We start from the raw sequence: 12,088 nt of genomic DNA, 5'->3' as shown, positions 1-12,088 counted from the left end.
CGCCTTAGTATCGTTATAAGGGCCTTTCCTAACCAAGTTCCACAACAAAGATTGGATTTATCGTAAAGCTTATTTTTTGGCAAAACCTTGCTTGTTCAAGTAGGCCATCATTTGCGGTTGAATACTTCTCTCAAGGTGATCCTGGATATGGTCACTCCATCCTTTTACTTTTTTTACGGTGAAAGGAGCTCTCGTCGGACGATTTTCATAATACTTCAGCATGGTCTCATCATAGATTGCTAATTTCTCTTGATCCATTGGTTGGTATTGATTATCAAGCAATACCATGGATTGAGGGAGCCGAGGTTTCAGTTCCGGCTTATCTCCAGCTGGATTACCGATACATAATCCCACCAGAGGGATAACATATTTAGGTAAATTCAATACGTCAGATAGTTCGCTTATATTGGCTCTGACCCCACCAATGAACACTCCGCCAAGTCCCATCGATTCAGCCGCGGTTAACGCATTTTGTGCCATCAGGCCGGCATCGAATGAACCAATCAACAGAAATTCAATATATTCAATATCCACATCCGGAGCGATTTCATGATTTCGGTTGAAATCTGCACAGAAGACCCAGAATTCTGCCGCTTCTTCAATATAGGGTTGATCGACACAGAGATGTCTGACTTTTTTTCGAAGAACTGGATCTGTGATGCGAATAATGGATACCGCCTGCAGAAGACTGAACGATGAAGTTTGATTTGCTGCCTGAAATATTGCATCTATTTGTTCCTCAGTTAGGGGTTGAGATGTGTAAGAACGAAACGATGTATGGTTATGAAGCAATTCGAGTGTGTTATTCATTAAAAAGCTCTCCTTTATTCGTTGATTCCATGTTCCTGCAATCCGTATTCGTAAGGAACGCCCATATTCTCGCGTAGTGTTTTTCCTTCATATTCCTTATGGAACAAACCGCGTTCCTGCAAGATAGGTACTACCTGATTCACAAAATCTGCAACCCCATCAAAAGATACATCGGGCACGACTGAGAATCCGTCACATGCTTCAGCCAAAAACCATTCTTCCAAGAAGTCAGCAACCTGTGTCGGGGTGCCCGCAACGACCGGATGATAATTGATGACCCCGTGAGCGAGAACATCCCTTACAGAGAGTCCTTCTTTTAATAACTTTAAGGCTCTCGGAGAACGTGGGTCCATGGGGTTGGCATATGCATTTTTCAATAAGTCTGCCGCTAAAGGTTGATCTATATCTACGGAGTTTACCGATAAGGGTAAACCAACCATGGAGCCGAGGTAACTTACCCTGCTGGGGATTTCCTGGGGATTAAAGCTCATAAGCTGTTTCCGACGATCCAAAGCTTCTTCCTCCGTTGAAGCCAGAGAAAACATAAAACCTGCAAACATTTTGATATCATCGGGGTTTCGACCGAAACGTGCAGCACTTTGCCTTATGGCTTGTCTTTGTTCACGGGCAGACGTAATATCATAAGGATTGGCATACACTCCCGAAGCATATTTCCCAGCTAATTCTAATCCTTCACCTCCTCCTCCTGCCTGGAAAATAACTGGCTGCCCTTGCTCAGAGGGCGGAATGGGCAAAGGACCACGAGATGCATAATATTGACCCTGAAGGTTTATAGGCTGGATTTTGTCCATATCAGCAAATTCCCCTCCTTCTACATCTAACGTCCAAGCGTCTGGTTCCCAACTCCCCCACAAGGCCTGAACAATTTGTATGCTTTGATGTGCCTTGTCATAGCGTTCTTGGCGATTTTCAACCCGGGCACCGAAATTAGCCGCCGCTAGGGGGTCGGATGTGGTAACCGCATTCCATCCCACACGTCCATGACTGATAACATCCAGTGCTTTGAACTGGCGTGCAATGTTGTAAGGATAATTAAATGTTGTAGAGAGGGTAGCAACAAGCCCGATGTGTTGTGTCTCTCTTGCTACTGCCATCAGTGCCAACATGGGGTCCATAGGGGACATAGGCGTCTGTGGGCCTAAATTGTTGGATAATCCTGGAGTGTCAGCGATGAAAATCATTTGAAATTTTCCTTGTTCAGCTAATTTAGCCCGTTCTACATAACTATCCATATTGGTGTAAGCTGCAGGATCCGTGCCAGGCATTCTCCATGCGCTAAATTCGGCTCCATAACCCGACACCATCTGTAAAGCCAGTTGCATTTCACTTCTTTTTTTCATAACGATTTTCTCCTTCGTTCTGGACAGGCACAGATATGTGTGACCTTTCTATAGTGTGAATAAATTTAGCTTGCTAAATATATTTATGATCAATTTTATTCCGTGGGTTATAGATATTGACGTTCACCGGTCTGGGCTGATTTCTCGACGGCATCCAGTAACTGATGAAGTTTCACCGCATCCGCGAAAGTAGGTGCTAAGGTAGTGCCTTCTTGAATATCTTTCGCAAACTTACGATAAGCCTGAGCCATGTTCAGAACAATTCCGGAGTCGTTATATAGAGAATGTGGAGCCGAGTAATAGGCATCGGGAATGGTTAGTTCACGAAGCTCGTTGTCCGTAGATCCTGCACCGCGTAATTGATGTGATCCGAATTGAATGGATGCAGGGGCGCTCAGCACAATCGTGCCGTTGTCTCCGAAAATTTCAAGTGTGAGTCCTGTCTGATGTTTGACTCCACCTTGAATATGAACACTGGCTGCTGCCCCATTAGTCAATTTTCCTGTAATCATGATCTGATCATCCGTTGTTTTCTTGATGACTTTCTGAATATCTACCAATTCTACTTCTGGAAACTGTTGAGCTGTGGTGGCAGACAATTCTGTAAAGTCCCCAAGCATGTAGGTAAATGCATCCAGATTATGGCCCCCTACAATGGTCAGCAAGTTCCCTCCAACTTTCCGGTCATACAAGTACGCACTCGACTTGTCACCAACGCCACCCATGCCATCAATGGAGATCTTCAGGTTGGCAGATAACACTTTACCCACATAACCTTCTGCCAATAGATCTTTTACATATTGAACGGCCGGGGCTTGTCTAGCCTGTAATCCAATCGCATTTGGCAGTTGTGCGGATGCTATCCATTCCTGCATTTCAAGCGCTTCCTCTGTATTCGACCCCAGTGGCCATTCACAATAGATTGGTTTGCCAGCAGGCACGACGGCTTTAACGGCGTTATAATGTTCCTTGACATTAATACTGACAACGACCATATCCACATCAGGATGCTGAGCCAACTCCTCCATATTATCAAAGCCGTGATCTGCATAGAAAGCTTCTGCGCTCTTCTTTGCACTTGGCATATTACTTGTTCCCACTGCGGTAAGCTCGAACTCATCCAGGTGCTCAATAGCTGGAATATGTGTGCCACTCGCCCATCCGTTATTAATTGAGGCTCCTATGATACCTGTACGAATTTTTTTATTCATTGTTAAACATCTCCCTTGTTAAAATTTACAGTATGATCGAATATCGGTTTGTTTCCAGCCCTTATCAGTCACTCATTTCTATGATATATTTATTTAGCTTGCTAACTATTCAATCGAGATAACATTAATTATTCTTTCATACTTTAGGTAAACTAAAATTGTTTTGGTGTTGACACCATCATAGATGTATTTGTTTTATTAGCAAAGAGGGCAATTTAAATGAACATAGTACATCTTTTTGTACTTTTGGATCAGGAGTGATATGAATGAGAGTTTGCAATGAAGGATTTGAACAAGAGTTTATAGATGGAAAAAGTGACATGTACGCCATAGCTTTTACTCAGAATGTCCTTTCTGGGCGTTGGAAATATTTTATCTTATGGTACCTAAAAGACGAAACACGTCGATATACGGATATCAAAAAATTCCTTGGAGATCTGTCTCAAGGCTCCCTTACAAAGCAGCTTAAAGAGTTAGAGAATGATGGTGTTATTCAACGCGATGTATATCCGGAAGTTCCTCCGCGAGTTGAGTATTCGTTAACCGACAAGGGAATGAAGTTACTACCGATCCTTGAAAAGATGGAGGACTTTGGCAAAGAATACGGCTAAGCAACTTAAACTAGGCTTCCACATTATGTTCTGACTATCGCCTCTTTCAGGCTTCTACTTATTTAATAAAAACCAAAAAAGCCGCTAATAAAGCGGCTCTCAATCGGGCCATACTCTGGTCCCCTTTAATGTTGTCGTGTCAACATTAACTCTATGGTTTAATACTAGCTTGCTGGCCATCAGGAGCAACCGACTTATCGTTCGTCTTCACACCCCTGCGCTTCTTGTAACCTTTAAATATGAAATACCCCACTATGATTATGATAATCGGCATTCCGTACAGTAATAGAATATAGAAACTGAAAAGCAAAAGTGCGACTATCGCACCATCTATCTCGTTCAATCTGCGCACTCCTTTATAAGTATCACTGGCTATTTGATTACTACATTACATAATAACTACTCTCTCATCTTCATATGTAAAAAAATATTATTGATAGGAGAAAACGTATTTTTTCTTATGTTAATTATGTACACAAATAAAGTTGCTATTGTAGCAACTTTATTAAAAGGCATTTTTAGTTTTCTTAAGCATTTTCAGGTTCATATATTCCGTAACCATTCTTGCCATTCTTTTTAATCTTGTACATGGCTCCATCCGCATGTCTCAGAAGTTCGGAAGGCTCCTGTCCATGCTTGGGAAATAGGCTGATACCAATACTCATCGAAAGGTTGATATAGTTTCCGGCAATTTTGAAATGGGTACTGAATGCAGCTTCCAATCTTTTAGCGATAATTTCAGCATCGTGATCATCTTTCAGGTGGCTTAAAATGATGAATTCGTCCCCGCCAAGCCGTGCTACTGTGTCCGTACTTGGAATCGTTTCGCTTAATCGCTTTGCCATCTCCAGCAACACTTGATCGCCAACATGGTGTCCATATGTATCATTCACTTGTTTAAACCCATCAGCATCCACAAACATAATGGCAAGTTTATTATGGTTTCTTTGAGCATGACTGATAGCCCAGGCAAGACGGTCATTATAAGCAAGACGATTAGGCAGACCTGTAAGTGGATCATGCAAAGACAAATGTTTGCTGATTTTCTCGGAGATTTTGATTTTGGCGTACTCCGTCTCCAATTCTTTAATCAGATTTTTAAGTTTATATACCCGGGTGTTTGTGTTTGTCATGTCAGTAATCTGAATAAGGGCATAACTGCGATCTTCATGATAGAGTGGTTCAACATGCATATTTTGTCTGTATAGTTGCCCATCCTCTCCGTCATTAGGAAGAATGAATGCCTTATGTAAAGCGCTTGAGCAAAATCTGCTCTGTCCATGATACAGCGCATTTTGCAAAATATTTAGATACATGTTCGACTTAAACCGCGGGCAGACCTCAAGCAGATTCAAGCCTATTACCTCTTCTGCATTTTTGCCAGTAAAACGTTCCAACCAGGCATTCCACACAACAATTTTCAAATGTCTGTCCACGATCATTATTCCCATATGGGCTTTGTTCAAAGCTTGCGAAATGAGATTATCCATTGTCCGCCTCCAACAAAGCGTCCATTTTGGCCAGCAGACTCGATATGGAGTTCATACTTAATGCTATGACAATGATACCTGTCACATCCGTATCGGCAAGTAAAAATGAGGTATGTAAAACCAGGACATAAACTTCATTCTGAAGCAATATTTGTTGATCGGAATTGGTGACATAGATCAGTTCAATATCAGGCAGGACGTATTCCAGTTTCATCTCCAGGAAATTACCGAATTCTCCAATAATGGCGTTAAGCAGAACATTGCTAACTTCCTTCAAAACGTCCAAATCCGTGTCCATCAGGTTCGGATCGTTCGGTATAACGCTCTCACCCAGTTCTCCAAGACAAATGTTTGCCAATACTTTAGCCTGCTCAACAGGAAACATCAGAAATGCTTTTCCCTGAAATTCGTATCCAAACTGTAAGGATGACCTAAACAGGTGACCTTCACTGAAGAAAATGTTGTATCTTCGATCTCCAGGATCAACATCGGATATGGAGATTAGTTCCACTTCCGGAATATTCAAAACGATACGCTTGTCTACAATCTCTGACAACATGTTAGCCGCTTGTCCCACGTAAACGTTCACAAGTTCAGTCAGCAAATCCTTCTGTAAATCATTCAGCATGATAGGCCGCCTGAATCAGTTGAATCATGGTAGTTGCCTTCTCTGCGGTTAACGGTTTGTTCAGGAAGCCAGAAATGCCCAGCATTTCAACTTCATCCCTAGTTGTCTTCTGAATATCTGCAGATAAGATAATAATTTTGACTTTGCTATCCGTTTCTCGAATCATTCGAAGCATTTCTTGTCCGTTCAAACCAGGCATCAGCAGGTCGGTGGTTATAAAATCAGGTTGAAATTCCTTGAATAGGTTGTATCCTTGCTCTCCATTGTTAGCAATCTGAATCTCGCATTCTGGAATATGATCAACAATCAGCTTTGTAAGTAATTTCTGTACGAAAATGGAGTCTTCCACAATTAATACTTTCATTTTCTCTTCAGTCTCCTTGATAAAATGGTAAGAGCTCGGGATGGTCAGGCGCTGTGGACAGTTCTTGATATAGGGCTTTCGCGCGCAGTGGCACCCTGAAAAGATACTGACTGGTGAATCAAGTAAATATAAATTATAGTAACTTTAATTTAATTGTCAACAACATTATTGAATAAGTTAGATTCGTGTGCAATTGACATACTACGGCCCGCCGTTTAAAAAAACATAAAAAAACGGTCACCTAGTGACCGTTTTTGATCGGTTATCTGGAACTGCATTAAGTTTACTCTTTTACCCCTCCAAGCTGCAAGCCATGAACGAAATACTTCTGCAAAAATGGATATACAACTAAGATGGGTAATGCGGCAACAATCGTAATCGCTGCCCGAATAGATACAGGGGTGACCATGTTACGCGCAGCGCCAAGATCTGCACCATTGGCAACGGCTGCACTGCTGTTGGAATTCATAGAAGATGATAATAGTTTCATCAACTCATATTGCAGCGTGCTCAGGTTTTGTTTGGAAGATGCATACAGAAACGTATCAAACCAAGAATTCCATTGACCGACTGCAATGAACAGTGCAACAGTAGCCAGAACCGGTTGGCACAGTGGAAGAATAATGGAAATGAATGTTCTGAAATCTCCAGCACCATCAATTTTGGCAGATTCGATCAATCCCTCGGGTAGTGTCTGGATATAGGTTCGAATAACAATCATATTAAAGGCACTGATCAGCCCAGGAATAATGTACACCAGGAAGTTGTTTAACAAATGCAAATCTTTCATTAGGAAGTAAGTTGGAATAAGACCTGCACTAAAATACATCGTAAGAACAACTGTAATGGTAATGGGCTTTCGTAATATATAATCTTTTCGGCTTAGTGTGTAAGCCAGCATGGAGGTTAAGAATAGACTCAAAACTGTCCCCAAAACCGTTCTCGCCACAGATATACCAAAGGCGCTGAAGATGGTCCCTCCTGCAAATACTGCTCTGTAGTTTTGATCTGTCCATACCCGAGGCCACAGATAAATCCCACCCCGGATGGTGTCATTACCGGCATTGAATGATACGGCGAGTGTATTCACAAACGGATACAGGGTAACAATCGCGATTGCGATCATCAGTATACCATTTAACGTATGGAAGACAATCGGTTCAAGCCGAGATTTATTGATTCCCATCTCTAGTCCCCCTTATATTAATCGGTCTTCCCCGAGCCGTTTGGAAATTGAATTCGCCGCAAAGATCAGCGTGATACTAACTACTGTTTTGAAGATACCTGCCGCAGTAGCCAAAGAATAATTCCCGATCTGTAGTCCGTATTTCAGGACAAATATATCTATCGTCTGTGACCAGTCGACAACCACACCATTACCTAACAAATACTGAACCTCGAATCCAGCTTCCAAAATCCAGCCCATATTCATGATCAGCAAAATGATAACAATGGATTTGATTCCGGGTAAGGTCACATACAGCATTTTTTTATATCGGTTCGCACCATCAATCTCTGCCGCTTCATAGAGGGAAGGATCGATAGACGTGATGGCTGCCAAATAAATAATGGCATTCCAGCCAACTTCTTTCCATACATGGGATGCGCCTACAATGCCCCAGAAGTATTCCGGAACGCTAAGCCACATGATAGGTTCTTGAATGATATTCAGCTTCATGAGTACCACATTCACAATCCCACCATCTACAGATAGTGAACTTGCTACGATACCTGTCACAATAATCCATGAGAGAAAGTGAGGTAAATACGATATTGTTTGAATGGTTCGTTTATATAACTTATGTTTGATCTCATTAAGTAAAATGGCAAATATAATGGCTGTCGCAAATCCGAGCACCATATTGATGACGCTCATCGCAATGGTATTACGAAGCACGTTAAGAAATGCATCGTCTGTTAGCAAAAACTTAAAGTGTTTGAGCCCGACCCATTCCTGCTGGGTGAAACTCTTCGCAGGACTGTAATTCTGAAAGGCCATAACCCAGCCCCAAATGGGATAATACGAGAATACGAGAATGTACGCAACGATGGGCAATGACATGAACATGAGTTGTCTTTGTCCGCGCAATCGTTTTAACAGTGGTGCTTTGGTAACGACTGTACGGGTAGTTTGCTCTGGTATGGCTCCAGGCGTGTTCGCCATCTTTCACTCCTCCTATTGGCTTGCAGCGACTTTAAGCATGATGTCCTCGGAAGGCACTCGCCTGAGTAATCCTTTGGTTGGTACCTTCCGAGAGAATCATTGCCGCATTTTTTTATTTAACAGACCAGTTCTCGATTCTCCATTTCAGTTGGTCATTAATTCGATCTTCATAGGATTTGACATCGATTTTCTTGTAAGCGTCTACATATTCAGTCCAAATGTTATCGAACTCATCCGGTTTGGACATGATTGCTTTAGGCAAGAATTTCAATGAAGTGTCTGTCATTTGTTTGTTCGCTACCGCAGCATCAGAGCCTTCTTTCAGATCGACCTGCCATGCTGGATAGTACACTGGATTCTCTGGTGCAGGAGAGAAGAAATCACTCCACGTTTTGAAGCCATATGCATCCAAGAGTTCTTTATCTTCCGGTTTGAGGTTGTCATAGAATTCCTCAGGTTGGTTGATCGCTCCAATTGCATTGCCATCTTCAAATGTTCCTTCGAGCTTCGGTGCAGCAGCGTAGAAACCTTCAGCTTTGTTAACCAATCTCCATGCCGGGTCATCCTGCTCTGTCCGTTGCTCTGGTGTACGATAGAATCTTCCCTCTTCATTCACTTGATAGTCTACACCCTCTTCACCCCATGACAAGAGCTTTTGGTACTTCTCGTCCATAAGCTTATCGAGGAATTTGATGAGTGCGACAGGGTCTTCGGCATCTTTACTGATACCAAAACCATTGTTTAAGTTAATGACCGGACGATCCAGATAATGATCTGTGATACTTGTATCATAGACAAGCGGGAAGCCTACGTATGTCTGGCCAATTTTCCCCTGTGCTACGAGTGGGTCTTCGCCGGCTTGGAAATTCCAGTGCTGGTCGAACATACTAAGCACACGTCCCGAAGAAATTTTGGCCAAATATTGATCATAGTTCTGAACAAAGGCTTCTTTATCCAGCAATCCCTCATTATACAGATTGTTTAGTTCTTTATAATACCGTTTGGAGATATCTTTGTCGGCAAAAACGGTTGCGACTCCACTATCATCTACGACTACGCCCCCGTCATTGGGGTGACCCGTAAGATGTTCAGGTGGGTTAAGCAAAGGGAACGTCCGCCAGTCTGAAGCCAATGTAGTGAAACCAATCGTCGGTTGACCATCAATCGTTGGATTCTTGGCTGCATAATCACGGATCAACTTTGTGAAATCATCCAACGTTTTAGGAGTCGGGTACCCGGCATCCTTCAGTATGGACTTTTGAATCCAGAATGCAGGACCAGAATAATAGTTACTAATGAACTCCCCTGTATACACACCATAGTTAGGCAACCAGTAAATATGTCCATCACTGGAGTCTTTCATCCGGTTCCAGTCTTTACCGAAATGTTTCTTCAGATTAGGCGCATGCTCTTCAATGAGATCTTCGAGCGGTATAACCGCACCGGCTGATACCAATTTGGTATCTGCTGTGATCAAGTCAGGGAAATCGCCACCGGCAATCATAACGCCGAGCTTCTGTTGAAGATCACCCACAAGAAACTCCATCTCAAGATTAACGCCGAGTTCATCCTGGATCTTCTTGTAGATTCGGTTATCTTTAGCTGGCGCCTGATTTGGCGTTCCGATAAAGGCCGTGATATTCAGTACCTCTTTCCCATCCTTTGTAGTCGTTTTCTCATTGTCACCGCTGCATCCTGCAAGTGCCAAACTCAAAGCCAGAACGAGTGATACGGAACCCCAAAGCTTCTTTTTCTTAAGTCCCCCCATGTACTTGCCCTCCTTGGAAGTGGTATGTCTTACTGTTTTTAGTATGAAGAAATGTATGCGGTTACAAAATATATACATTTAAGGTCTACCCCCCTGTAATTGTAGGTCTTATTCAGGAGGGGGTCTTCTTTTTCATGGATCAATTCGCATACTTTTGCCTGTATTCTAAAGGTTTCATGGCTGTTCGTTTTTCAAAGTGTCTGAGAAAATGCTGGTAACTGCGGTACCCTACCTGCTCTGCAATCGCACTTGATGTTTGATTCGTCTGCTGGAGGAGACGCTTCGCTTCTTCCATTCGCAGATCATGTACTACCTCGATGACACCCTTGCCGTACTTTCGTAAAAAGGACTGTCCTAAATGGACTGGATTTACGTAGAATCGTTCTGCAAGCTCCTGAATCGTAAATGTCTCTCTGTAATGCATCTGCACATATTCAGCAACCGTCGCCTGAATGCCTCCAAGTTGCCTCTCCCGGAAAATAGCCAGTTCTGCCTTGCATTGCAAACAGAAATGTTCCAGATTGTTAGCAACCTTTTCTATATTTCGATGGCCCTTCTCCAGAATTCCGCTTGCCAATTCGTTCATTAGAGCATTAGGTTCTCCTCCTAATTCTCTACACAGGGACAGTCCGCGGAATATAATGTGAGTAGAGAAAATATGTACAATCTCTGGGGCAGCCTTCATCTGTATAAACATTTCAAAGGCACCACGAATGGAACTCGAGAGTTCCTCTACAGAACCGTTTTCAAGCAATTCGCTAATATGGTCCACCTCTGACAGTGTTTCCGGATCAAACTGCCAATTCTCCAGCTGAATTTCTTCGGCAATCAAAAGACGCTCTTGATTAAAAAACAAATAACGCCCAACTTCCTGAGCGGAGCGGAAAGATTCAGATAAATGCTCCAGTTTTTTGACCGTTAAACCAACCGCGATATGAATATCTTCGCAGCCGTTATTTTGCATGTTGCTCATCAAACGTTGGGCAAAGCCTTTAATTGCTTCAGACTTCTCATTTCTATCATTCAAATGCTCCCCCCATATAAGCCCCAATGAGTCTCTTGTTTTGTCTATCACATAACAACAAGTTGTTACATCACCCGTTTGCTCGGCTACTGAACAGGCTTCCTGAATATCTCCCTGAAAAGCTATCCTCAGGTATGCCCAATGGGACTTGTTTAAATGAGGAAGGATTTCTGACATCTCCTGCTCCGATATATTCTGCTTATCCTTAATCAGTACGGACAAAAATGCTTTGATCCTTTGCTCGTTTGCCTGTTCCCGAATGCGCTCCTGGTTCTCACGCTCCTGCAATTGCACACGGAGACGGACCAACATATCCTCTGCTTCTGTACTGTCAACGGGTTTGGTTAGATAGTTGGAGACACCTAATCGAATAGCTTGTCTGGCATAATTAAAGTCACTGTATCCACTCGTGATGACAAACAGCACAGACTCATGTTTCAATCGTCGTGCTTCTTCTACAAGTTCCAGCCCATTCATGACAGGCATACGAATGTCTGTCACCACGAGATCAGGTCGATCTTGTTCCATCATCCGAATGGCTTCCTCACCGTTGGCGCACACGCCTCTGATTTCGAAACCATACTTTTCCCAATTGATCAGAAGCTGTAACCCTTCAATGGCATACGGTTCATCATCGACTAACAGTACTTTATACAT

The 12,088-nt window shown here is 42.7% G+C and carries 11 protein-coding genes; 1 reads left to right on the top strand and 10 read right to left on the bottom strand.

What is annotated here, in order from left to right; translation table 11 throughout:
- Positions 1-69 precede the first annotated feature (69 nt).
- The 3 genes from nfsA to V6669_RS15200 all read right to left on the bottom strand — a co-directional run bounded on the left by nfsA (position 70) and on the right by V6669_RS15200 (position 3,382).
- Complete coding sequence (nfsA, locus tag V6669_RS15210) at positions 70-810, bottom strand: oxygen-insensitive NADPH nitroreductase (protein ID WP_074095089.1); 741 nt, start codon at positions 808-810, stop codon at positions 70-72.
- Between the two features lie 14 nt (positions 811-824).
- Entirely contained in the window at positions 825-2,171 is a 1,347-nt protein-coding gene (locus V6669_RS15205; RefSeq protein WP_338594759.1) for an NtaA/DmoA family FMN-dependent monooxygenase, read from the bottom strand.
- Positions 2,172-2,278: 107 nt separating this feature from the next.
- Positions 2,279-3,382: a Gfo/Idh/MocA family oxidoreductase gene (locus V6669_RS15200; RefSeq protein WP_338594758.1), complete on the bottom strand. Its 1,104-nt coding sequence runs from the start codon at positions 3,380-3,382 to the stop codon at positions 2,279-2,281.
- A gap of 266 nt (positions 3,383-3,648) precedes the next feature.
- Here V6669_RS15200 and V6669_RS15195 point away from each other — a divergent pair, with 266 nt between their 5' ends.
- Entirely contained in the window at positions 3,649-3,993 is a 345-nt protein-coding gene (locus tag V6669_RS15195; protein WP_074095086.1) for a helix-turn-helix domain-containing protein, read from the top strand.
- Between the two features lie 527 nt (positions 3,994-4,520).
- Here V6669_RS15195 and V6669_RS15190 read toward each other — a convergent pair.
- From V6669_RS15190 to V6669_RS15160, 7 genes are all read right to left on the bottom strand, one after another.
- A complete protein-coding gene (locus V6669_RS15190; RefSeq protein WP_338594756.1) occupies positions 4,521-5,483 on the bottom strand; it encodes a sensor domain-containing diguanylate cyclase in 963 nt (320 codons plus the stop codon).
- Positions 5,476-6,111, bottom strand: a complete 636-nt coding sequence (locus tag V6669_RS15185) for a chemotaxis protein CheC (protein ID WP_074095083.1) — start codon at positions 6,109-6,111, stop codon at positions 5,476-5,478. The genes V6669_RS15190 and V6669_RS15185 overlap by 8 nt, the downstream gene beginning before the upstream one ends.
- Complete coding sequence (locus V6669_RS15180) at positions 6,101-6,475, bottom strand: response regulator (protein WP_338594755.1); 375 nt, start codon at positions 6,473-6,475, stop codon at positions 6,101-6,103. The genes V6669_RS15185 and V6669_RS15180 overlap by 11 nt, the downstream gene beginning before the upstream one ends.
- A gap of 283 nt (positions 6,476-6,758) precedes the next feature.
- Positions 6,759-7,661, bottom strand: a complete 903-nt coding sequence (locus tag V6669_RS15175) for a carbohydrate ABC transporter permease (RefSeq protein WP_017688457.1) — start codon at positions 7,659-7,661, stop codon at positions 6,759-6,761.
- A 12-nt stretch (positions 7,662-7,673) separates the two neighbouring features.
- Positions 7,674-8,639: an ABC transporter permease subunit gene (locus V6669_RS15170; RefSeq protein WP_084174602.1), complete on the bottom strand. Its 966-nt coding sequence runs from the start codon at positions 8,637-8,639 to the stop codon at positions 7,674-7,676.
- 112 nt (positions 8,640-8,751) lie between these two features.
- Positions 8,752-10,407 (bottom strand): extracellular solute-binding protein, encoded by a 1,656-nt coding sequence (locus tag V6669_RS15165; RefSeq protein ID WP_074095082.1) that lies wholly within the window; start codon positions 10,405-10,407, stop codon positions 8,752-8,754.
- 139 nt (positions 10,408-10,546) lie between these two features.
- Positions 10,547-12,088, bottom strand: a complete 1,542-nt coding sequence (locus V6669_RS15160; protein ID WP_338594751.1) for a response regulator — start codon at positions 12,086-12,088, stop codon at positions 10,547-10,549.

This window comes from Paenibacillus sp. Y5S-9 (genome assembly GCF_036894235.1).
Classification (GTDB): Bacteria; Bacillota; Bacilli; order Paenibacillales; family Paenibacillaceae; genus Paenibacillus.
This window is presented reverse-complemented; position numbering and strand designations above follow the sequence as displayed.

Coding starts and splice junctions, on each gene's coding strand:
- V6669_RS15205 (WP_338594759.1), bottom strand. CDS start 2,171: ATGAAAAAAAGAAGTGAAATGCAACTGGCTTTACAGATGGTGTCGGGT.
- V6669_RS15185 (WP_074095083.1), bottom strand. CDS start 6,111: ATGCTGAATGATTTACAGAAGGATTTGCTGACTGAACTTGTGAACGTT.
- V6669_RS15175 (WP_017688457.1), bottom strand. CDS start 7,661: ATGGGAATCAATAAATCTCGGCTTGAACCGATTGTCTTCCATACGTTA.
- V6669_RS15160 (WP_338594751.1), bottom strand. CDS start 12,088: ATGTATAAAGTACTGTTAGTCGATGATGAACCGTATGCCATTGAAGGG.
- nfsA (WP_074095089.1), bottom strand. CDS start 810: ATGAATAACACACTCGAATTGCTTCATAACCATACATCGTTTCGTTCT.
- V6669_RS15180 (WP_338594755.1), bottom strand. CDS start 6,475: ATGAAAGTATTAATTGTGGAAGACTCCATTTTCGTACAGAAATTACTT.
- V6669_RS15165 (WP_074095082.1), bottom strand. CDS start 10,407: ATGGGGGGACTTAAGAAAAAGAAGCTTTGGGGTTCCGTATCACTCGTT.
- V6669_RS15200 (WP_338594758.1), bottom strand. CDS start 3,382: ATGAATAAAAAAATTCGTACAGGTATCATAGGAGCCTCAATTAATAAC.
- V6669_RS15195 (WP_074095086.1), top strand. CDS start 3,649: ATGAGAGTTTGCAATGAAGGATTTGAACAAGAGTTTATAGATGGAAAA.
- V6669_RS15190 (WP_338594756.1), bottom strand. CDS start 5,483: ATGGATAATCTCATTTCGCAAGCTTTGAACAAAGCCCATATGGGAATA.
- V6669_RS15170 (WP_084174602.1), bottom strand. CDS start 8,639: ATGGCGAACACGCCTGGAGCCATACCAGAGCAAACTACCCGTACAGTC.